The 20,556-nt window shown below is 72.5% G+C and carries 17 protein-coding genes; 12 read left to right on the top strand and 5 right to left on the bottom strand.

The annotated features are described in order from the left end of the window. Positions 1-248: 248 nt before the first annotated feature. The 4 genes from pabB (at position 249) to FV234_RS12150 (ending at position 3,750) form a co-directional block, all read left to right on the top strand. Positions 249-1,676: an aminodeoxychorismate synthase component I gene (gene pabB / locus FV234_RS12135; protein ID WP_187273663.1), complete on the top strand. Its 1,428-nt coding sequence runs from the start codon at positions 249-251 to the stop codon at positions 1,674-1,676. 160 nt (positions 1,677-1,836) lie between these two features. Next, positions 1,837-2,457, top strand: coding sequence for an aminodeoxychorismate/anthranilate synthase component II (locus tag FV234_RS12140; protein ID WP_147829501.1), 621 nt, complete (start codon positions 1,837-1,839; stop codon positions 2,455-2,457). Next, positions 2,444-3,322, top strand: coding sequence for an aminotransferase class IV (locus FV234_RS12145; RefSeq protein ID WP_147829533.1), 879 nt, complete (start codon positions 2,444-2,446; stop codon positions 3,320-3,322). The genes FV234_RS12140 and FV234_RS12145 overlap by 14 nt, the downstream gene beginning before the upstream one ends. Beyond that, entirely contained in the window at positions 3,319-3,750 is a 432-nt protein-coding gene (locus tag FV234_RS12150) for a DoxX family protein (protein WP_147829503.1), read from the top strand. Before FV234_RS12145 ends, FV234_RS12150 begins: the two co-directional genes overlap by 4 nt. 195 nt (positions 3,751-3,945) lie before the next feature. Here FV234_RS12150 and FV234_RS12155 read toward each other — a convergent pair whose 3' ends face one another. Next, positions 3,946-4,698: an invasion associated locus B family protein gene (locus FV234_RS12155; protein ID WP_147829505.1), complete on the bottom strand. Its 753-nt coding sequence runs from the start codon at positions 4,696-4,698 to the stop codon at positions 3,946-3,948. 296 nt (positions 4,699-4,994) lie between these two features. On the opposite strand from FV234_RS12155, the gene FV234_RS12160 reads away from it, so the two are divergent. Beyond that, positions 4,995-6,371: an AMP-binding protein gene (locus FV234_RS12160; RefSeq protein ID WP_246686185.1), complete on the top strand. Its 1,377-nt coding sequence runs from the start codon at positions 4,995-4,997 to the stop codon at positions 6,369-6,371. A 316-nt stretch (positions 6,372-6,687) separates the two neighbouring features. Next, the gene (locus FV234_RS12165) at positions 6,688-7,032 is read left to right on the top strand and encodes a hypothetical protein (protein WP_147753397.1); all 345 of its coding nucleotides are present in this window, start codon (positions 6,688-6,690) and stop codon (positions 7,030-7,032) included. A gap of 29 nt (positions 7,033-7,061) precedes the next feature. On the opposite strand, the gene FV234_RS12170 is transcribed toward FV234_RS12165, so the two are convergent. Both FV234_RS12170 and FV234_RS12175 read right to left on the bottom strand, forming a co-directional pair. Beyond that, the gene (locus FV234_RS12170) at positions 7,062-7,358 is read right to left on the bottom strand and encodes a succinate dehydrogenase assembly factor 2 (RefSeq protein WP_147753396.1); all 297 of its coding nucleotides are present in this window, start codon (positions 7,356-7,358) and stop codon (positions 7,062-7,064) included. Positions 7,359-7,418: 60 nt separating this feature from the next. After that, a complete protein-coding gene (locus FV234_RS12175; protein WP_147763088.1) occupies positions 7,419-7,769 on the bottom strand; it encodes a 4-fold beta flower protein in 351 nt (116 codons plus the stop codon). 254 nt (positions 7,770-8,023) lie between these two features. Between FV234_RS12175 and recG the strand changes: the two genes are divergently transcribed. From recG to mfd, 3 genes are all read left to right on the top strand, one after another. Next, positions 8,024-10,180 carry an ATP-dependent DNA helicase RecG gene (gene recG / locus FV234_RS12180; protein WP_147829508.1) on the top strand — a complete coding sequence of 719 codons (2,157 nt, stop codon included), beginning with the start codon at positions 8,024-8,026 and terminating at the stop codon, positions 10,178-10,180. 119 nt (positions 10,181-10,299) lie between these two features. Further along, positions 10,300-11,517 carry a UbiH/UbiF family hydroxylase gene (locus tag FV234_RS12185; RefSeq protein ID WP_147829510.1) on the top strand — a complete coding sequence of 406 codons (1,218 nt, stop codon included), beginning with the start codon at positions 10,300-10,302 and terminating at the stop codon, positions 11,515-11,517. A gap of 390 nt (positions 11,518-11,907) precedes the next feature. Then, entirely contained in the window at positions 11,908-15,522 is a 3,615-nt protein-coding gene (gene mfd / locus FV234_RS12190) for a transcription-repair coupling factor (RefSeq protein ID WP_147829512.1), read from the top strand. A gap of 139 nt (positions 15,523-15,661) precedes the next feature. Here the strand turns inward: mfd and FV234_RS12195 are convergent, their stop codons facing one another. Continuing rightward, positions 15,662-16,954, bottom strand: coding sequence for a patatin-like phospholipase family protein (locus FV234_RS12195; protein ID WP_147829514.1), 1,293 nt, complete (start codon positions 16,952-16,954; stop codon positions 15,662-15,664). A gap of 214 nt (positions 16,955-17,168) precedes the next feature. Between FV234_RS12195 and FV234_RS12200 the strand changes: the two genes are divergently transcribed. Beyond that, a complete protein-coding gene (locus FV234_RS12200; RefSeq protein WP_147753390.1) occupies positions 17,169-18,221 on the top strand; it encodes a CoA ester lyase in 1,053 nt (350 codons plus the stop codon). A gap of 94 nt (positions 18,222-18,315) precedes the next feature. Here FV234_RS12200 and FV234_RS12205 read toward each other — a convergent pair whose 3' ends face one another. Continuing rightward, entirely contained in the window at positions 18,316-19,326 is a 1,011-nt protein-coding gene (locus tag FV234_RS12205) for a helix-turn-helix domain-containing protein (RefSeq protein ID WP_147829516.1), read from the bottom strand. A gap of 53 nt (positions 19,327-19,379) precedes the next feature. Here FV234_RS12205 and FV234_RS12210 point away from each other — a divergent pair, with 53 nt between their 5' ends. Both FV234_RS12210 and hspQ read left to right on the top strand, forming a co-directional pair. After that, complete coding sequence (locus FV234_RS12210; protein ID WP_147753543.1) at positions 19,380-20,093, top strand: DJ-1/PfpI family protein; 714 nt, start codon at positions 19,380-19,382, stop codon at positions 20,091-20,093. 90 nt (positions 20,094-20,183) lie between these two features. After that, the gene (gene hspQ, locus FV234_RS12215) at positions 20,184-20,537 is read left to right on the top strand and encodes a heat shock protein HspQ (protein WP_147753544.1); all 354 of its coding nucleotides are present in this window, start codon (positions 20,184-20,186) and stop codon (positions 20,535-20,537) included. Positions 20,538-20,556: the final 19 nt, after the last annotated feature.

A 20,556-nucleotide genomic window follows, 5' to 3' on the forward strand; every position in this document is an offset into this window, starting at 1 on the left:
GGATCCCGGGTCTTCGGGGCCGGCTGGTCTTCGGGGCCGGCGTGTCGTCGGACCCGGATTGTCGTGATGCGTCATCGCTATAGCGGGATCGCGCAGGCCGCGCGAGCCCCGCGCCGCCACCGGGAGGGATTGCGTCCGGCGCATCGGTCGCGAAACCCTGCGGCATCGGCTGCGGCTTCCCAGGGGCAACCGCCTGTGCGAGGCCTTCGCACTTGAACCGACGGGCCGGCACCCGGCACTCCACACCCATGGCCCTCGAACCGGACGTGACAGCGCAGGATATGGCGGCGCAACAGATCTGGACCCGGGAGATCCCGTTCGTCGACCCCGTCGCGGCGGCGATGCGGCTGCGGCGCTGGCCCGGCCTCGCCTTCCTCGACAGCGCGATGCGGCACGACACCCTCGGCCGGGTCTCGATCCTGGCGGCCGACCCCTTCGCCCGCTTCCGTTTTCGCGACGGCCGCGCCACGCTCGACGGGCGGCCGGTGCCGGGCGGCCCGATGGCGGCCCTGCGCGCCTGCCTCGCGCCCTATCGGCTCGAAGCGGAATCCGGCGAGACGTTCTCCGGCGGCGCGATCGGCTACTGCGCCTACGATCTCGGGCAGGCGCTGGAGCGCGTGGTCGCGCCCGCCCGCCGGGCCGGGCTGACGGACGACGCCGCCTTCGACCTCCACGACGTCGCGCTCACCGTCGACCACGGCGCCGGCACCTGTCGCCTGGCAGCCACCGGGTTCCCGGAGACCGATCCGGCCCGGCGCGAGGTGCGGGCGCGGGTGCGTCTCGCGGCCTTCGCCGACTGCCTGGCAGGGGCGGCGCCGGAACCCGCCGCCCCGCCCGCATTCGCTGCGCCGCCGACCTGGCACTCGAACTTCACGCGCGCGGGCTACGAGGCGGCGGTCGAGCGGGTGCGCGACTACATCCGCGCCGGCGACATCTACCAGGCCAACATCGCCCAGCGCTTCACCGCCGCCCTGCCCGAAGGGTTCGACCGGTTCGCATTCTACCGCGCCTTGCGCGAGACCAACCCGGCGACCTTCGGCGCCTACCTCGAGTTCGACGGGCTGACCGTCGCGTCGAGTTCGCCCGAGCGCTTCCTCAAGCTCGAGGCCGGCCAGGTCGAGACCCGGCCGATCAAGGGCACGCTCGCGCGCAGCGACGACCCGGTCGAGGATGCAGCCCGCGCCGCGCGGCTGCTCGGCGATCCGAAGGAGCGCGCCGAGAACACCATGATCGTGGACCTGCTGCGCAACGACCTGTCCCGGGTCTGCGCGCCGGGCAGCGTGCGGGTGCCGGTGCTGTGCGGGCTGGAATCCTATGCCGGCATCCACCATCTCGTCTCTGTCGTCACGGGCACCCTGCGCGACGGCCTCGACGGCTTCGACCTGCTCGAGAGGACGTTTCCCGGCGGCTCGATCACCGGCGCGCCGAAGCTCAGGGCCATGGACATCATCACCGAGATCGAGGGCGATGCGCGCGAGCTCTATTGCGGGGCCATCGGCCGGATCGGGTTCGACGGGTCGATCGACACTTCGATCGCGATCCGCACCGTGTTCATGGACGCGACGACGGCTGTGCTCCAGGCCGGCGGCGGCGTCACGCTGCTCTCGGACCCGGCGGCCGAGTACGACGAGACCCTGACCAAGGCCGCGCGCGTGTTCCAGGCGTTCGAGGCATGAGCGCGCCCGGCCGATCCCGGGCCGGCCGGATGGCGGGCCGCTCGCCGGCCGCCGGCCACCCCAAGGCTCCCGACCGAAGGTCGACAAGCGCGACCGCGCGTCGCCGCGGGTGCGGCGGACGCCCTCGGCCGATCACGGCCGCGGGCCACCGAGAACGTCCATGATCCTCGTCGTCGACAACTACGATTCGTTCGTCTTCAACGTCGTGCGCTACTTCGAGGAGCTCGGCGAGACCGTGCGCGTGGTGCGCAACGACGCCCTCGACGTGGACGGCATCCGCGCGCTGGCCCCCGACGCCCTGGTGATCTCGCCCGGGCCGTGCACGCCGGCCGAGGCCGGAATCTCGCTGCCGGCGATCCGCGAGCTGTCAGGGCAGATGCCGATCCTCGGGGTCTGCCTCGGGCACCAGGCGATCGGCGCGGCCTTCGGCGGCAGCGTCGAGCGGGCGCAGAAGCCGCTGCACGGGCAGGCGACGCCGGTGACGCATATGGGCGAGCGCTTGTTCGCCGGGCTTCCGGCCGGGATGCAGGTCGGGCGCTACCACTCCCTCGTGGTGGCGCCGCGGCCGGCCATGGCGGCCAACCTCACCGTCGACGCGCGCTCGGCCGAGGGCGAGGTGATGGCCCTGTCGCATCGCCGCCACCCGACCTACGGCATCCAGTTCCACCCGGAATCGGTGCTCACCGAGAACGGCCACGCGATCTTCTCGAACTTCCTCGGGCTCGCCCGCGACTGGCGGGCGCAGGGCCCCTCGGGGGAGGGCCATGATGCTGTGGCATGACGGGCGCCTGAGCGACGGCACCACCCTGCCCTTCGACCTCACCGATCGCGGCCTCACCCTGGCCGACGGCGTCTTCGACACGGCCCTGGCGCTCGCTGGCCGCGTCGCCTTCGCGCAAGCGCACGTCGCCCGTCTCGTCGCCTCGGTCGCGGCGCTGGGCTTTCCGGTCTGCCCCGAGGCGATCGAGACGGCGATGCGGGCCCTCGCCGCGACCGGCGGGCGCCTGGCGATCCGCACCACCGTGACCCGCGGCACCGGCCCCCGCGGCCTCGCCCCGCCCGCCGACCCGCACCCGACGCTGTTTGCGACCGCGGCGGCCAGCGACCCCGGCATCGCGTTCGCGCCGCTGCGGCTCTGGCCCACGGCCATCGCCCGGAACGAGACGTCGCCCCTCGCGCAGCTGAAGGCGCTGGGCTACGGCGACGCGATCCTCGCCGCGCGGGACGCCCGCGCCTCCGGCTTCGACGAGGCCCTGTTCAGCAACACTCGGCAGGCGCTCGCCTGCGCCGGCACCGGCAACGTCTTCGCGCTGTTCGGCGAGCGCCTGGTCACGCCGCCGCTTACTGATGGAGTGCTGGCCGGCATCGTCCGCGCCGTGGTGATCGCGCAGCTCGCACCGGCCTGCGGGCTCGCCTGCGAGGAGCGCTCCATCACGCTCTCCGAGCTGCGCCGCGCCGACGCGGTGTTCGTGACCAACTCGCTGCGGCTGATCGCGCCGGTGACGGCGATCCGCGATTCTGGCGGCGGCGACACCGGCTACGCCCGCGACCATTCCCTACTGATGCGGCTGATGGCGGCCCTGCGCGACCGCGTCGCTGCGGAGTGCGGCGTGTCCCCGAACGACGTCTCGATCGGGGCGACATGACGGGGGCTCGGACGGCGCAAGCGCCCGACGGTCCCGGGCGGGTCTGGCTGCGGCGCGGCCTCGTCGGCCTCTACGGCCTCGTCGGCGCGGTGCACCTCGCCTCCCCCGACACCTTGATACCGATCATGCCGGCCTGGGTGCCGGAGCCGCGCCTCGTCATCCTCGGCACCGGCCTCTGCGAGATCGCCGGCGCCCTGGCGCTGACGAGCCCAACTTGGCGCCGGGCTGCCGGGATCGGGCTCGCGCTCTACGCGCTCTGCGTCTGGCCGGCCAACGTCAAGCAGGCGATCGAAGGGATCGTCGTGCCGCCGCTGCCGGATTCCTGGTGGTATCACGGGCCCCGCCTGGCGTTCCAACCGGTGCTGATCTGGGTGGGACTGTATGCCGGCGGCGCGATCGACTGGCCGTTCGGCGGCGCGCGGCGCTGACCCTAGCCTCTGAGAGACCAGGATCGCGTGATCCCAGGATCCGGTGATGCAACGATCCGGTGATGCAACGATCCCGTGATCCTGGGATCACGGGCCGGTCGGCGAGGACGCCCGACGCATGAAAAAAGCCCGGCGCTTCGGAGCGCCGGGCCTTGTCGGTGCGCCGATCCCGAGGGCGGGATCGGCGGTCGCGGATCAGGGCTTGGGGGCCGGCGCGGCGCCGGCCGCGCCGGGCTGCTCGAGCTTCTTGCGCATGTCCTCGCTGCGCTTCTCGAGCTCCGACTGCAGCTTCTTCTGCTGCTCCTCGAGCACCTTCGGGTCCATGGCCGGGCCGTCGAAGGCCTTGCCGAAGCCGGCGAGCGGCACGGCGAAGGTCACCTCGCGCTGGGTCTGGTTCTGCACCGAGACGTTGAGCGTGGTGCCCTTCTTCATCGCGGCGACGACGCCGGCGTCGACGCCGCCGGCCTCGGCGAAGCAGCCGTTGGGGAAGCAGACGGCGAACTTGCCGGCGGTACCCTGCTGGCCGTCGACGGTGAAGCGGATGCCGGGCTGCAGCAGCAGGCCGAGCGGCAGCAGGTAGCGCACCACGCGCACCTCCTGCTTCGTGGCCGGGTTCTTCATCTCGTACACGGCGACCGCGAGGACCGGCTGGCCCTGGTCGGAGACGAAGTCGCGGGTGGTGTAGCAGATGTCGGTGCCCGAGCCGCCGTCCTTGCCGCAGACCTTGGTCCAGTCGGCCTGGCTCGGCTCGGACTTCACGGTCACGGTCTGCGGGCCGGTCTGCGCCGCGGTGTTGGCCGCCGGCGTGCTCTGGCCCGGTGCCGGCGCCGTCGGCGCGGGGGCGGGCGGCGCCTTCTTCGGCTGGGCGAGGGCGGGCCCGGCAAGGCCGGCGAGCGCAAGGAACGCGGCGGCGCGCATCAGGTGCGCCGGGCTTTTGGCGAAGGACATCGGCTCAGACCCTTTGAAGTTCGTCGATTGGAGGAGGACGTCGTGACGGGAAAAACGTGACGCGGTGCGGGATAGCGGGGCGACCGGTCCCGACAGGGGGCGCCGCGCTGGTCCCGGGCGATCGGGCGGCCTGCATTCCCCGCCGAATGCGGCGAAGGCATGACACCTGCCAGGACGCCCGCGACGTCGCCCGGCGCGGTACCCGCGACCGGCGCGCCCACGAACCGCGAATCCGCGGGCCGGCCTTAGGCGCGGGTTAACCCTAAACCGGCATCGATGGCCAGTCGTCATGCGGGATGCACGCCGACCTTCGGATGGAGTTCGAGAACCCCGTGAGCGCGGCGCAGCCCTCCATCGAGCCGTCGACCGCCGGATGGGGACCGGCCACCCGCGGTGCGGTGCGGTCCCAGGTCGTCCCGGAGGGCGCTTCGGAGATCGCCCCGGAGGTGATCCTGCCGCGGGCGGGCCTGTGCGCGCTGCTGGCCGGAACCGCCCGCCTCGATCCCGGCCGCCTCGCCTTCGCCGACGCCGCGCCCAAGCGCAGCTGGAGCGGCAGGCCGCCGATGGCGTGGACCTACGGGACGGCCGCCGAGATCATCGGGCGCCTCGCCCGGGCGCTGCGGACCTGGCGGCTGGCGCCGGGAAGCCGGATCGGTTTGTGGTTCCCCGGGAGCACCGAAGGCCTCGTCGCCCACCTCGCCGTCGAGGCGGCCGGCCACGTCCCCTGCCCCCTCCCTCCGTCCTGGACCGAGGCGCAGGCCGCCGCCGGCATCCAGGCGGCCGGCCTCTCCGCGGTGCTGACCCAGACCCAGGTCGGCGCGAACCGCCCGGCGGAGGCCCTGTGCCGGATCGCGGCCGGCTATTTCGGCCTGCGCTACCTCGCGGCCTTCGGGCCGGCCGTCCCCGACGGCGTGATCAACCTCGATGCGCTGGCCCTCGACCGTGCCGGCGGGACCGCGCCCTTGCCCGAGACCGGCGGCGGCCTCGTCAGCTTCGCGGCCGGCGATCCGGCCCGGCCGGTCCACCGCACCGGAGACGCGCTGCTCGCGGCGATCGCCGCGCATCTCGTGTCGGCCCGGATCGAACCCGGCGACCGAATCCTCACCCTGCTGCCGCCCTCCGACCTGCGCGGGCTCGTCACCGGGCTCGGTGCGGCGCTCGCCGCGGGCGTCGACCTCGAGACGATGCCGGTCTTCGACGGGCCGGCCCTGATCGAGAACCTGGCGCAGCCGCGCCCGACCCATCTCGTCGCCCCGGCCTTCCTGGAACAGGCCCTCGACGCCCTGCCCACGGCGACGCGCTCCGTGGTCCTGGCCCGTCGCGCCCCAGGGTCGGTGCCTCCGCACGCGGCGGATCGGGCCGCGGGATCGCCGGTCCTCGACGTGCTGGCCTTCGACGAGGACGCGGTGCTGTCGGTCAGGCGCTCCGGGTCGAGCGGTCCCGCGTCGGATCTCGCCTCGGTGCTCGCGGAGCCCGCCCGCCTCGCCCTGCCCCCTGCCCTGTTCGACCTGCGCCGCGACCCCGACGGCCGCCTCGCCTTCCGCGGCCAGGCCTGCGCGACGACTCGGGTGCAGCGCGGCGAGGTGGACGCGACCGAGGCCGGAAGCTTTCGCGCCTCGCGCTTCCGGGCCGATCGCTTTGCCGGAACCGGGATGGCGGTGATGGAGGCCTGAGCGGCCGCGCCCCCGACCCCGCGCCGCACCATTCGGCCGGGCTGCGGCGCGTCCCCGCCCGTCCGATCTCCTGATCGCGCCGCCTGACGGGCCGCCCGGGATCGCACCGAAAACCCAAAGTCTCGAAGGCGTTGGACGCTCGTCCGCACCCGCATCCCCGGCGCGCGCGGCGTTCCCGGCCGCGCGGTTCATCGCACGCTCATCGGACGGGTTTATTTTCGCATCTGCAAACGGTGCCGGCGAACCAAACCGTCTGCGGTGGGTTTAAAGCTCAGCTCTCTTCCCAACTCGTCAGCGATGGGGTAGCTCTCGGTCTATGGGTGCGCTGCAACAAGTGCTCGTCGTCGACGACGGCGTCCGTGCTGTCGATCACTCGCTGGCCGGAGAGCTGGCCGAGCTCGGCTATGCCAGCGTCACCGTCTCCCTCGAGGCGGCGGCGGACGTGCTGGCGGTGATCGCCCGTCCCGCCGCGATCCTGCTCCAGACCTCGTCACGCCGCGACTCGGGCTACGCCCGCCTCGCCGCCCGGCTCCGGGCTCAAGTGCGCGACCAGGGCATCCCTGTCTTGGTGATCGACGGCGAGAACGCGCGCCGCGCCGGCGCTCCCGTCGACCTGATGAGCCGCATCGGCCCCTACGTCGTCAACGAGCCCGACCTCTAGTCAGAGCGCTCAACCGCGGCGCCGATCCGTCACGAGTGGATCGGCGCGTCGTGCTTGTGGAAGGCCTTGAGCCGACGGAACAGCGTCGTGTCGTAGTTCGCGGGCGCCGGCTCCTCGCCGACGAGCCAGCGGAACAGGTCGCGGTCGGGCACCTCGATCAGCGCCTCGAACAGGTCGAGGTCCGCGTCGCTCATGACGCCGATCTCGGCGTCGGCGAAGCGTCCCATGATCAGGTCCATCTCGCGGATGCCCCGGTGCCAGGCGCGAAACAGCGTGCGGCGGCGGCGGGGATCGAGATCCGCGCTGGTGCGGGTGGTGCCGGACATGGTTCTAGCCTCGGGTCGAAGGAGACAACCCGTGATCCGTGGATCACGGGACGATGATGGTCAGACCAATCCTGCGAAGGCAGTCTCGGACCACGACGCGGACGGCCCGGGCGGGGCGGGGGCGCGATCGCGCGGGCCCGGCGGCGGCTTCTGTCCGCGCTGGCCTTTGGCGACTCTGGGGCCGCGCTCCGGCTTGGCCGGGCCGCCGACCGCATCGAACTCGAACAGCACCCGGTGCCCGTGCGCGTCGCTGATCCACCCGTCGGAGAACCAGCCGACGAAGCGGCCTGAATAGGCGAAGACCTTGTCGTCGTCGATGATCGCCGCCGGGCGGCCGTCCCAGTGGTAGATCGCCCGGCCGTCGTCGCAGAACGCGGCGGGGCGCCCCTCCCGGTCAAAGAACTCGATCATCGCCTCAGCTCCCGCCCCCGGCCGCGCGAAGCGCCACCTTCGACGTATCTAAGCCGTCGCGGCCGGCCTGCCAGCCGATCGCGCGTCGTCGTGCCGAGGATCCTGCGATCCGATGATCACGGGATGCCGGGCGTTCCCGTCGCGCGCCAGCGTCGAGCGGCCGCGCGACGGGGCGGACGGCACGGGATATTGACGACCCGCCGGGCAGGATGGCCCGCACGAGCGGCAGGATGGGCGGGACGAGCGAAGTGTCGATGCGCGACGAGACACCCCCGGCGCTCCTGCGCCCCAGCATCCTCGACCCGCTGTTCGCGCCCGTGCGCGGGCTGCCGGGCGTCGGCGCGAAGATGGCGCCGATGATCGAGCGGCTGCTCGGCACGCCCGAGCGGCCGGCCCGCATCGTCGACCTGCTGTTCCACCTGCCCCAGGGCGGCATCGCGCAGAAGCTCGTCGGCTCGGTCGGCGAGGCTCCGGTCGGCGAGCCGGTCACCGTCGGCGTCACCGTCTCCCTCCACCGGCCGGCCGGGACCGGGCCGGGCAAGCGCCCCCACCGGGTGCTGGTCGAGGACGAGACCGGCGACATCACCCTGGTGTTCTTCGGGATGCCGGCAGCGCGCGTCGAGAAGATGCTGCCCCTGGGCAGCCACCGCTACGTCACCGGCCGCATCGACCTCTGGGACGGCAGCCGCCAGATGGTGCATCCGTCGCGCATCGTCGACGCGGAGGGCCTGGCCGCCCTGCCCTCCGTCGAGCCGGTCTACGGCGCCACGGAAGGGCTGACCTCGCGGGCGATCGGCAAGCTCGCGGTCGCCGCCCTGGAGCGGCTGCCGGTGCTGCCCGAATGGCAGGACCCCGCCTGGCTGCAGCAAAACTGGTTGCCGCCCTTCGCCGACGCGCTGCGCGCCGAGCACCGGCCCGAGGAAGCGCCGAAAGCTCCGACGCTGGGCGCCAACGGCGTCGCCATCCCCCCGCCCGCGACGCCGTCGCGAAAACGGCTGGCCTACGACGAGCTTTTGGCCTCGCAGCTCGCCCTCGCGCTGATGCGCGCGCGCAGCCGCCGCAAGCCCGGGCGGGTCAACGCCGGCGACGGCCGCCTCTCCGCCCGGATCGAGGCCGGCCTACCCTTCGCTCTCACCGGCGCGCAGACGCGGGCCGTCGCCGAGATCCGCGGGGATCTGGCCTCCGACAAGCGGATGCTGCGTCTGCTTCAGGGCGACGTCGGCTCGGGCAAGACCGCGGTGGCGCTGCTCGCCATGGCCTCGGCCTGCGAGGCCGGCCGGCAGGCGGCCTTGATGGCACCGACCGAGATCCTGGCGCGCCAGCACTTCGAGCGCTTGAAGCCGCTGGCGGGCGCCCTCCGCCTGCGCCTGATGACCGGCCGCGACCGCGCCGCCGAGCGCCGGGCGACGCTCACCGACCTCGCCGCCGGCGAGATCGACATTCTGGTCGGCACCCACGCGCTGTTCCAGGACAGCGTGGTGTTCTCCGATCTCGGGCTGGCGGTGGTGGACGAGCAGCACCGGTTCGGCGTCCACCAGCGCCTCGCGCTCGGGGCCAAGGGCGCGGCGGTGGACATCCTCGTCATGACCGCGACCCCGATCCCGCGGACGCTGGCCCTGACCTGCTTCGGCGACATGGACGTCTCGATCCTCGACGAGAAGCCGGCCGGCCGCCAGCCGATCCGCACGCTCACCGTCCCGACCGAGCGCATCGACGAGGTCGTGGCCGGCCTCCACCGGGCGCTGCAGGGCGGCGAGCGCGTCTACTGGATCTGCCCGCTGGTGGCCGAATCCGAGTTCGTCGACCTCGCGGCGGCCGAGGAGCGCTTCGAGGACCTGAAGCAGCATTTCGGCGCCGAGGTCGGGCTGATCCACGGCCAGATGCCCGGCGCCGACAAGGATGCGGCGATGGCCCGCTTCGCCGCGGGCGAGACCCGCATCCTGGTCTCCACCACCGTGGTCGAGGTCGGCGTCGACGTGCCGGAGGCGACGATCATGGTGATCGAGCATGCCGAGCGCTTCGGGCTGGCCCAGCTGCACCAGCTGCGCGGCCGGGTCGGGCGAGGCTCGAAGGCCTCGTCCTGCCTGCTGCTCTATCGCGGGCCGCTCGGCCAGGTCTCGAAGGCCCGCCTCGAGATGATGCGTGAGAGCGAGGACGGGTTTCGCATCGCCGAGGCCGACTTGCGGCTCCGTGGCGAGGGGGAGGTGCTGGGTACCCGCCAATCCGGCGTCGCGGCCTTTCGGCTGGCCCGCCTGGAGAGCGACGGCGCCCTGCTGGAGGTCGCCCGCGACGACGCGCGGCTGATCGTCGAGCGCGACCCGGCCCTGCGGACGGAGCGCGGCCAAGCCCTGCGGGTGCTGCTCTACCTGTTCGAGCGCGACGCCGCGATCCGGCTGCTCGGGGCCGGCTGACGATCGTTTCGCCGACGCGTCGAGCCGGCGCGGGTTGCCGCAGCACCGGCGACAGGACAGCGGAATCGCCCTAGATCCTCCCTGCCGGATCGCCGGCCCGCCCTGAGGATTGTTCGCCCGTGCCCCAGCCGCCCCGAGAGGACCGAGTTTTCGCCGTCGCGGTCGTCGGGGCCGGGGCCGCCGGGCTCAGCGCCGCCCTGGCGCTCGCCCGCGACGGCATCCCGACGGCGCTGGTCGGGCGCCATGCACCCGTGGCGGACGGGCGCACCGTCGCCCTGCTCGACGGCTCCGTGCGCTTCCTCGACGCGTTGGGCGCCTGGGGCGGCATCGCCCCGCAGGCCGGCCCGCTGGCGACGCTTCAGATCATCGACGACACCAGGAGCCTCTTCCGCCCGCCGCCGGCGCGCTTCCATGCCGGCGAGATCGGCCTCGACGCGTTCGGCTGGAACGTCGAGAGCCGCCTCCTGGTCGAAGCCCTGCGCCGGCAGGCGCGGGCGACCGAACACCTCACGCTGTTCGAGAGCGACGCGGCGGAAGCCGTTGCGGGCGAAGAATTTTCCGAGGTTCGCCTTGTTGATGGCGGTAGGGTCTCGGCCCGGCTCGTGGTGGCCGCGGACGGAGGCCGGTCGCCCCTGCGGACGGCCAGCGGCATCCGGGTGCGGGACTGGTCGTACCCGCAATCCGCGATCACGACGATCCTCGCGCACGACCGCCCGCACGGCAATGTCTCGACCGAGTTCCACACCCGCGGCGGCCCCTTCACCCTGGTGCCGTTGCCGAAGAACCGCTCCAGCCTCGTGTGGGTCGCGGCCGAGGGCGTCGCGCGCCGCCTCTCCGCCCTCGACGACGCAGCCCTCGCCGAGGCGGTCACCGCCCAGGCGCAGGGCATGCTCGGGACGATGCGGGTCGACGGGCCCCGCGGCCTCGTGCCGATGCGCGGCCTCTCCGTGGCGACCCCGACGGCCCACCGCCTCGCCCTGGTCGGCGAGGCCGCCCACGTCTTCCCGCCGATCGGCGCGCAGGGGCTGAACCTTGGGTTGCGGGATGCCGCCGCCCTCCGCGACGCGGTGCTCGGCGCGGTCCGCGAGCACCGCGATCCGGGCTCGCGCGCGGCGTTGGCCGGCTTCGCCCGCGCCCGGCGCCTCGACGCGGCGTTGCGATCGACGGCGGTCGACACCCTCAACCGCAGCCTGCTCGCCGACCTCATGCCCGTCGACGCGTTGCGCGGCGTCGGCCTGCTCGCGATGAGCGCGATCGGCCCGCTGCGCCGCGCCGTGATGCGCGAGGGCGTCCTGCCGCGGCTCGGCGCCCCGGAGCAGATGCGGGCTTCGCGTTGAACGAAAAATCTTTCTGGTACTGAAGGTTGGGGCGGGCGGTTCAGATCGCGCATCAAGGGCTGCCGGCGCGAGAACCTGCTGCGCTCGTCTTTGGCCGCGCACTTGGTCGACACCGGCATGCGCGTGCCGAACCGGACCCTCTGCAACTCACCGTGCTGGCCCACAACGACCGCGCCCGGTGAGCTGAATCGAAAAAACGCAGTCCATCGAGCGGGTTGTCGCCGGGTGCTCACCGAGCACCTCGGCCCAACCGGACCATCCCGGGCCGCATCGCCCGGCGGCTGCCACCTGACACCCCGCCTTCCGGTCTATACACCCCGTCTCGCGGGCTCCACCTCCCGCCATCCGGGCATCGCCTGCCCGCCCGATCCGACGACGAACAGACACACGATGGCCAAGCCTGGATCCAAGACGCCCGCACCTCCGGCCCCCGCGCCGAAGGTCCAGACGGCGCGCTTCGCGCTTCCGAAGTCCGGGCCGCTGGCGCGGATTCGCGACGCGTTCGCCCGTGGCGAGAGCCCGACGCTCGCCGGCGTCCCGGACGGGTTCGACGCCCTGGTGGTGGCCGACCTCGCCCGGGCCTTGAGCGCCGGCTTCGAGGGGCCGGCGGTGCTGGTCCACGTCGCCCGCGATTCCGGGCGCTCGGCGGCCTTCGTCAACGCGCTGAAGTTCGTCGCCCCCGAGATCGAGGCGATGAGCGTGCCGGCCTGGGATTGCCAGCCCTACGACCGGGTCTCGCCCAACGGCGCCACGGCGGCGCAGCGCATGACCGCCTTCTCGCGGCTGACGCGCACGCGCTCCTCCGAGGCCGCGCCCCGCATCGTCTGCACCACGGTCAACGCCCTGATCCAGCGCGTGCCGCCGATGAAGCGCATCGCCGTGGAGACCTTCTCGGTGGCGATCGGCAACGTCGTCTCGATGGACAAGGTCGTGGCCTGGGTCGAGGCCAACGGCTTCCTGCGCACGGGGACGGTGCGGGACACGGGCGAATACGCCGTGCGTGGCGGCATCCTCGACCTGTCGCCGCCGGGACTCCCGAACCCGATCCGCCTCGACTTCTTCGGCGACACCCTGGAATCGATCCGCGCCTTCGATCCGGAGACGCAGCGCACCGTCGGGCAGCTCCGCTCCCTCGACCTTGTGCCGATGAGCGAGGTCCAGCTCACCACCGAGACCATCCGGCGCTTCCGCCAGGGCTACATCGCCAACTTCGGCGCCGCGACCCGCGACGACCGCCTCTACGAGACCGTGAGCGAGGGCCGGCGCTACGCCGGCCTCGAGCATTGGATGCCCCTGTTCTACGACGGCCTCGACACCCTGTTCGACTACGTCGCCGGGGTGCCGATGGTCTTCGAGCCGCAGATCGAGGACGCGGCCTCCGAGCGGCTGGCCTTGATCCAGGACTACTTCCAGGCTCGCGAGCAGGCGCGCAAGACCCCGCAATCGGGCGTCGCGCCCTACAAGCCGCTGCCGCCGCGCGCCCTCTACCTCACCCAGAACGAGCTGCGCGACCGGATCGCGGCCTGCTCGGTCGCCCGGCTGACGCCGTTCGCGGTGCCTGATGGCGGGGCCGACGGCCCGGCCATCGATTGCGGCGCCGAGCCCGGCCGCACCTTCGCGGCCGAGCGCGCCAGCGAGGCGACGAGCGTCTTCGACGCGGCGGTGGCGCACGTGAAGGACCTGCAGGGATCCGGTCACCACGTGATCCTGGGATCCTGGTCCGAGGGCTCGCGCGACCGCCTCTGCGGCGTGCTCGCCGACCACGGCCTGAAGAAACCGATGGCGATCTCGCGCATTTCGGACGTCTACGCGTTGAAGCGCGGCACCGACGTGGCGGTCGCGGTCTGGGGCCTCGAATCCGGCTTCACGACGGGCCAGCTCGCCGTGGTCTCGGAGGGCGACATCCTCGGCGACCGGCTCGTGCGCCAGAAGCGCAAGTCCAAGCGGCCGCAGGACGTCATCCTGGAGGTGCAGGCGCTCCAGCCCGGCGACCTCGTGGTGCATGCCGACCATGGCATCGGCCGGTTCGTCGGCCTGAAGACGGTGACGGCGGCGGGCGCCCCGCACGATTGCCTGGAGCTGCAATACGCCACCGGCCTGCTGCTGCTGCCGGTGGAGAACATCGAGCTTCTGACCCGCTACGGCTCCGAGGATTCGGAGGTGGCGCTGGACCGCCTCGGCGGCGCCGGCTGGCAGGCTCGCAAGGCGCGGATGAAGAAGCGCATCCTCGAGATGGCCGGCGAACTCATCAAGGTCGCAGCCCAGCGCTTCGTGCGGCAGGCGCCGCGGCTGGTGCCGCCCGAGGGGCTCTACGGCGAGTTCGCCGCCCGCTTCGCCTTCGAGGAGACCGAGGACCAGGCCAACGCCATCGAGGCGGTGCTCTCGGACCTGAACGAGGGCCGCCCGATGGACCGGCTCGTCTGCGGCGACGTCGGCTTCGGCAAGACCGAGGTGGCGTTGCGCGCCGCCTTCGCCGCCTCGATCTCGGGGCGGCAGGTGGCGGTGGTGGTGCCGACCACCCTGCTCGCCCGCCAGCATTTCCGCACCTTCGCCGAGCGCTTCAAGGGCCTGCCGATCCAGGTGGCGCAGCTCTCGCGCTTCGTCGGCGCCGCCGAGATGAAGCAGAACCGTGCGGGGATCGCGGCGGGCACCGTCGACATCGTCGTCGGCACCCATGCGGTGCTCGCCAAGACCATCGCCTTCAAGGACCTCGGCCTGATCATCGTCGACGAGGAGCAGCACTTCGGCGTCAGCCACAAGGAGCGCCTGAAGGCGCTGCAGGCCGACGTGCACGTGCTGACGCTCTCGGCCACCCCGATCCCGCGGACCCTGCAGCTGGCGATGACGGGCGTGCGCGACCTCTCGATCATCGCCACGCCCCCGGTCGATCGCCTGGCGGTGCGCACCTTCGTGACGCCGTTCGATCCGTTGACCATCCGCGAGGCGCTGCTGCGCGAGCGCTACCGCGGCGGGCAGTCGTTCTACGTGGTGCCGCGGATCGAGGACCTCGCCGAGGTGAAGCGCTTCCTCGACACCGAGATGCCCGAGACCACGGTCGCGGTGGCGCACGGGCAGATGGCGGCGGGCCAGCTCGAGGACGTGATGACCGCGTTCTACGAGGGCAAGTACGACGTGCTGCTCTCGACCACGATCGTCGAATCGGGCCTCGACATCCCCACCGCCAACACGCTGATCGTGCACCGGGCCGACATGTTCGGCCTGGCCCAGCTGTATCAGCTGCGCGGCCGCGTCGGCCGCTCCAAGGCCCGCGCCTACGCCCTGTTCACGACGCCGGCCAACCGCACGCTGAGCGCCCAGGCCGAGCAGCGCCTCAACGTGCTGCAGACCCTCGACACGCTCGGCGCCGGCTTCCAGCTGGCCTCCCACGACCTCGACATCCGCGGCGCCGGCAACCTGCTCGGCGACGCGCAGTCCGGCCACATCAAGGAGGTCGGCTACGAGCTCTACCAGCAGATGCTGGAGGACGCGGTCACCGCGCTCAAGGCCGGCTACGAGGAGCCGGTGGAGGAGGCGTGGTCGCCGACCATCGCACTCGGCGCCCCCGTCACGATCCCCGAGACCTACGTCGAGGACCTCGGCGTGCGGCTCGCGCTCTACCGCCGGCTCTCGACCCTGGAGAACGACGCCGAGATGGAGGGGTTCGGCGCCGAGCTCATCGACCGCTTCGGGCCGCTGCCGCCGGAGGTGGAGCAGCTGCTCAAGATCGTCACGATCAAGATCCTGTGCCTGGCCGCCAACATCGCCAAGGTCGAGGCCGGCCCCAAGGGCGTCGTCGTCCACTTCCGCGACAAGTCGTTCGCGAACCCGCAGGGGCTCGTCGCCTACGTCGCCGAGCAGGCCTCGTTCGCCAAGGTGCGCCCGGACATGAGCGTGGTGTTCATCCGCGAGCTGGACTCGATCCCGGCCCGGCTCAAGACGGCGACGCAGGTGGTGCGGGCGCTCGCAGGGATCGCCGAGCGCGGGGGGAAGAAGAAGGCGGCGTGACCGCCTCCCGCTCGGCGGGAGGCGGGCTAGAGCATTTTCCAGCGAGGTGGATGCCGGCTCGCGTGAAGAAACTGCGACAGCACAACAAGAGAGAGCATTTTCGGTGATCCAGGGATCACCGAAAATGCTCTCGCGCCGCTCAGCGCGTCGCCAGGGCCTGGGACGCCTCCGGACGCGATGCGTCCAGGCGCGGCATCTCGGCGGGATGCGGGGCCTTCGCATGCACGGCGCCGAGCGCACCCGTCGGCAGGTTCGACGGAGCGCCGGCCATCGCTTCCGAGCCTTCGAAGGCCGTGCCGGCTCGGCCCAGCGTTTCGGCATGCGCGAACAACGCCTTCATGTAGCGCTGGTCGAACGGGGCCGGCGAGGTCTCGGTGAAGCGGTCGTCGATCTCGGCGACCTTCAGGTCGAGGGATTCGCGGCGGGCGAAGGCGTCGGCGAGCGCGAGGGCGTCGCGCGTCTGCGCCTTGATCGCCGCCGACATCGCCCGGCCGAGCACCGAGAGCGTGGTGTGCGTCGCCATCTGGAAGTACGGCGCGAGCTTGTTGTTGACCACGAGGTAGACCGTCCGGGCCGGGATCTTCACCCCGCCCGAGCCCGTCAGCGCGGCGATGAGCGCCGGCTTCGGCGCCAGGAAGAACGGCGCCGTGGTGCCGCCGTCCACGTGCATCTCCTGGATCATCTTGCTATTTGCGGTGGCCGAATCGATCGAGACCGGCGGGAACACGCCGGGCACCGCGGACGAGGCCAGCACGATCGCGCGGAACAGGTTCAGCGCCTTGTCGTCGCCGACCGTGGCGATGGCGCCCATGTCCCACAGCACCGGGCGCTCCGTGTCGAGCTCGGTGGTGGCGACCAGCAGCCGGCGACCCTTGGCGTGCTCGGCCGCGATCGCCTTCAGCAGTCGCGGCGTCACCGCCTTCTCGATCCGGCGCTTGAGCGGCCAGGTGTCGGTCAGGGCCTCGTTGGAGCCGCCGAACTCGAACACGTCCGCCGCCGAGACCGTGGTGTAGGCCTCGCGCAGGGCCGCGTCGCCGGCGTCGCCGATGAAGGCGAAGGGCGCGATCAGGGCTCCCGTCGAGACGCCGGTGATGACGCCGAAGGCCGGGCGGCGGCCGCTGGCGCTCCAGCCGGAGAGCAGTCCCGCCGCGAATGCGCCGTTCTCGCCGCCGCCGGAGAGGACGAGCCATGGGTCGGGGGCCGCGGACGCCTGGTCGATCAGCGCCTGGAAGGCCTGGGGGTCGTCGCCGGCGATGCGCAGGGGACCCTTCAGGGCGGCGGGACGCGCCGTGGCGATTTCGCCCGGGGTGAAGACCGTGCGCTCGGCCCGCTTGGCCGTGTCCGATCCGGCGAAGGACAGATCGGGCGCACCGATCCCGAGAGCGAGGACTGTCGCGCAGAGGGCGATCCGACGCGTCTTGGATGTGGGCATAGCCCGATTCCCGATATCGATTGACCCACCTCGGTTCGAAAAACGCCGCGCCGTCCGTCGCGTTCCCGATATGGGGCGTAACCGCCGCGCCCAGAGTGCCCGTCGTGCGGCAGCGCACCATGATCCGAACCGCGCGGATCGCTTTACGCCGGGCCTGTGCTTGCACTAACCGGACGAACCGCTCGGTCACGCCGACCCGCAACGAGGTTTTGACATGAAACTGCCGCGCCGCTTCTTCCAGCCGCTCGCCGCCGGCGCGCCCGAGCCCTTCCGCGAGCTGCCGGTGCGGCTGGAGCGGATGATCCACTTCGTGCCGCCCCACAACGACAAGGTCCGCGCCCGCGTGCCGGAGCTCGCGCCGACCGTCGACGTCGTGCTCGGCAACTTGGAGGACGCGGTGCCGATGGACCAGAAGGAGGCGGCCCGGAAGGGCTTCGTCCAGATGGCGCAGGCGACCGACTTCGCGGCGACCGGCACCGGGCTGTGGAGCCGCATCAATGCGTTGAACTCGCCGTGGTTTCTCGACGACCTGTTCGAGCTCGTGGCCGAAGTCGGCTCGAAGCTCGACGTGGTGATGATCCCCAAGGTCGAGGGCCCGTGGGACATCCACTACGTCGACCAGCTCCTCGCCCAGCTCGAGGCGCGCCACGGCGTGACGAAGCCGATCCTGATCCACGCGATCCTCGAGACGGCCGAAGGCGTCGCAAACGTCGACGCCATCGCCTGCGCGTCGCCCCGCATGCACGGAATGAGCCTCGGCCCCGCCGACCTGGCGGCGTCCCGCGGCATGAAGACCACCCGCGTCGGCGGCGGCCATCCGGAATACCGGGTGATCGCCGACCCGACGGCTGAGGGCGTCGCCCGCGCCAGCGCGCAGCAGGATCTCTGGCACTACACCATCGCGAAAATGGTCGACGCCTGCATGGCCAACGGCATCAAGGCCTTCTACGGCCCGTTCGGCGACTTCTCCGACGGCCCGGCCTGCGAGGTCCAGTTCCGCAACGCCTTCCTCATGGGCTGCGCCGGCGCCTGGACGCTGCACCCGAACCAGGTCGCCATCGCCAAGCGCGTCTTCGCCCCTGATCCGGACGAGGTGGCCTTCGCCGCCCGCATCGTCGCGGCGATGCCCGACGGCACCGGCGCGGTGATGCTCGACGGCAAGATGCAGGACGACGCCACCTGGAAGCAGGCCAAGGTCATCGTCGACCTGGCCAAGCTCGTGGCGGCCAAGGACCCGGAGCTGGCCGCGGTCTACAAGCTCGGCTGATCCCGGGCGCCGCCCGAGCCCGGCCACCGCTTCGGCGGCGCGGCGGCTCTCCGCCGGACCTCATCGGTTCACCCATGAGGCCTGGTGGGCGCCGTCACGATCCGAACCGGGTGCGGTAATCCTGCGGCAGCGTAGCGACGAGCCGCAGGAAGCTGCGGCGCATCGTTTCCTCCGAACCGAAGCCGCAGGCCTGCGCGATGCGCTTCACCGGGCGCCGCGTCTCGGACAACGCCCGCTGCGCCGCCTCCACCCGCAGCCGCTCGACCCCCTTGGCCGGCGTCAGCCCGGTCGCCGCACGGTAGTGGCGCCCGAGGCTGCGCTCGCTCATGCCCGCCGCCGCCGCGAGCGCCGGCAGCGAGAGGTCGCCGGCCAGGTTCTCCCGGATCCAGGCATGGAGGGCGTCGAAGCGGTCGTCGCCGGCCTGGAGCGCGAGCGCCGCGCTGAACTGCGCCTGCCCGCCCGGCCGCTTGAGGAACATCACGAGATGGCGCGCGACCCCGAGCGCCAGGGGGCGGCCGAGGTCCTGTTCCACCAGCGCCAGCGCCAGGTCGATGCCCGCGGTGATCCCCGCCGAGGACCAGACCGGGCCGTCCTGCACGAAGATCGGGTCCGGCTCGACGCGTGCCAGCGGATAGCGTTTCGCGAGCCGCGCGCAATGGGCCCAGTGCGTTGCCGCCCGGCGCCCGTCGAGGAGCCCCGCGGCCCCGAGCAGGAAGGCGCCGGTGCAGACCGAGGCGACCCGGCGCGCCCGCGCCGCCCGCGCCCGCATCCAGTCGACGAGGTCCGCGTCGGCGCAGGCCGCCACGACGCCGGGGCCGCCGGCCACGATCAGCGTGTCGAGGGGGGCGTCGCGGTCGGGCGGCGGGTCGACCGCGAGCCGCAGGCCCGCCGACGAGGTCGGCGCGCAATCGCCCCAGCCGACCACCCGCGGCGCGTAGGGCCTCGCGCCCCGCGCCTGCTCGTTGGCGGTCGCGAAGACCTGCAGCGGCCCGGCCACGTCGAGGAGCTGCACCGACGGGAAGGCCAGCACCTCGACGATGCGGGGCGCCCCCGTCGGCGCAGACTTGCCGGAAGAGTTTGGCTGGAAACGAGGGTCATCTGGCATCCTGGCCAGATCGTGCGGGATTAAGGCTCGCCTGTCCACCACGGAGACCCGCCATGATCCCGCCCGAGACCCACCTGCAGATCGGTTCCCTCCTGTTCGAGGGGCTGGACCAGATCGACCTCACCGGCCCCTTCGAGGTGCTGTCCCGCATCCCGAACGCGACCTACCGGATCTACGCGCCGACCGCCGAGAGCGTGCGCGACATCCGCGGCCTGCGGCTCACCCCCGACGCGGCCTTGGCCGACGCGCCCCAGCTCGACGTGCTGCACGTGCCCGGCGGCTTCGGCCAGGAGGCCCTGATGCGCGACGAGGCCGTGCTCGGCTGGATCCGCAGGCAGGCGGAGGGGGCCGGGCACGTCTTCTCGGTGTGCACCGGCGCGCTCCTCCTCGGCGGCGCCGGGCTGCTCAGGGGGCGCCGGGCGACGACGCACTGGAGCGCCTTCGCGCTGCTGCCGTATTTCGGCGCGCAGCCCGTCGACCGGCGCGTCGTGGTCGACGGGACCTGGGTGTTCGCGGCCGGCGTCACCGCCGGGATCGACGGCGCGCTGCGGCTTGCGGCCGAATTGCGCGGCATCGAGGTCGCCCAGGCGATCCAGCTCGGCATGGAATACGCCCCCGAGCCGCCCTTCGACAGCGGCACGCCGCGGACCGCCCCGGCCGCGATCCTGGAGCGGGCGCGCTCCGCCGTCGCCGAGATCACCGCGCGGCGGGAGGCCACCGCGCGCGGGATCGCCGCCGACCTCGGGATCGCTTTGCCCGCCGGCTAGGAGCCGGACGCGGACGCTTCGCTCGCGCGCCGGAACCCGGTGACAAGCCCGTCATCCGCGCCTATCTGGTCCGTCATGATGGATCAGGCCATGACCGACGCGCGACCGACCGAAACGAGACTGCGCATCGCGAAATTCGGGATCGGCGCCGTGGTGCGCCACCGGATCTACCCGTTCCGCGGCATCGTCTTCGATGTCGACCCGGTGTTCGACAACACCGAGGATTGGTGGCTGGCGATTCCCGAGGAGGCGCGTCCGCGCAAGGACCAGCCGTTCTACCACCTGCTCGCCGAGAACGCCGAGACCGAGTACGTCGCCTACGTGTCCGAGCAGAACCTGGTGCCCGACACCTCGGGGGAGAGCCTGCGCCACGCCGGCATCCCCGAGATGTTCGAGCGCGACCCCGGCGGCACCTACCGGATGCGCGACCGCACCGCGAACTGATCCTTTGCCACTTGGCGTT

The sequence above is a fragment of the Methylobacterium sp. WL8 genome, from assembly GCF_008040045.1.
Classification (GTDB): domain Bacteria; phylum Pseudomonadota; class Alphaproteobacteria; order Rhizobiales; family Beijerinckiaceae; genus Methylobacterium; species Methylobacterium cerastii.

Excerpts from the sequence above, each read along its gene's own strand:
- pabB (WP_187273663.1), top strand. The coding sequence starts at position 249 with ATGGCCCTCGAACCGGACGTGACAGCGCAGGATATGGCGGCGCAACAG.
- FV234_RS12140 (WP_147829501.1), top strand. The coding sequence starts at position 1,837 with ATGATCCTCGTCGTCGACAACTACGATTCGTTCGTCTTCAACGTCGTG.
- FV234_RS12145 (WP_147829533.1), top strand. The coding sequence starts at position 2,444 with ATGCTGTGGCATGACGGGCGCCTGAGCGACGGCACCACCCTGCCCTTC.
- FV234_RS12150 (WP_147829503.1), top strand. The coding sequence starts at position 3,319 with ATGACGGGGGCTCGGACGGCGCAAGCGCCCGACGGTCCCGGGCGGGTC.
- FV234_RS12155 (WP_147829505.1), bottom strand. The coding sequence starts at position 4,698 with ATGTCCTTCGCCAAAAGCCCGGCGCACCTGATGCGCGCCGCCGCGTTC.
- FV234_RS12160 (WP_246686185.1), top strand. The coding sequence starts at position 4,995 with ATGCACGCCGACCTTCGGATGGAGTTCGAGAACCCCGTGAGCGCGGCG.
- FV234_RS12165 (WP_147753397.1), top strand. The coding sequence starts at position 6,688 with ATGGGTGCGCTGCAACAAGTGCTCGTCGTCGACGACGGCGTCCGTGCT.
- FV234_RS12170 (WP_147753396.1), bottom strand. The coding sequence starts at position 7,358 with ATGTCCGGCACCACCCGCACCAGCGCGGATCTCGATCCCCGCCGCCGC.
- FV234_RS12175 (WP_147763088.1), bottom strand. The coding sequence starts at position 7,769 with ATGATCGAGTTCTTTGACCGGGAGGGGCGCCCCGCCGCGTTCTGCGAC.
- recG (WP_147829508.1), top strand. The coding sequence starts at position 8,024 with ATGCGCGACGAGACACCCCCGGCGCTCCTGCGCCCCAGCATCCTCGAC.
- mfd (WP_147829512.1), top strand. The coding sequence starts at position 11,908 with ATGGCCAAGCCTGGATCCAAGACGCCCGCACCTCCGGCCCCCGCGCCG.
- FV234_RS12195 (WP_147829514.1), bottom strand. The coding sequence starts at position 16,954 with ATGCCCACATCCAAGACGCGTCGGATCGCCCTCTGCGCGACAGTCCTC.
- FV234_RS12200 (WP_147753390.1), top strand. The coding sequence starts at position 17,169 with ATGAAACTGCCGCGCCGCTTCTTCCAGCCGCTCGCCGCCGGCGCGCCC.
- FV234_RS12205 (WP_147829516.1), bottom strand. The coding sequence starts at position 19,326 with ATGCCAGATGACCCTCGTTTCCAGCCAAACTCTTCCGGCAAGTCTGCG.
- FV234_RS12210 (WP_147753543.1), top strand. The coding sequence starts at position 19,380 with ATGATCCCGCCCGAGACCCACCTGCAGATCGGTTCCCTCCTGTTCGAG.
- hspQ (WP_147753544.1), top strand. The coding sequence starts at position 20,184 with ATGACCGACGCGCGACCGACCGAAACGAGACTGCGCATCGCGAAATTC.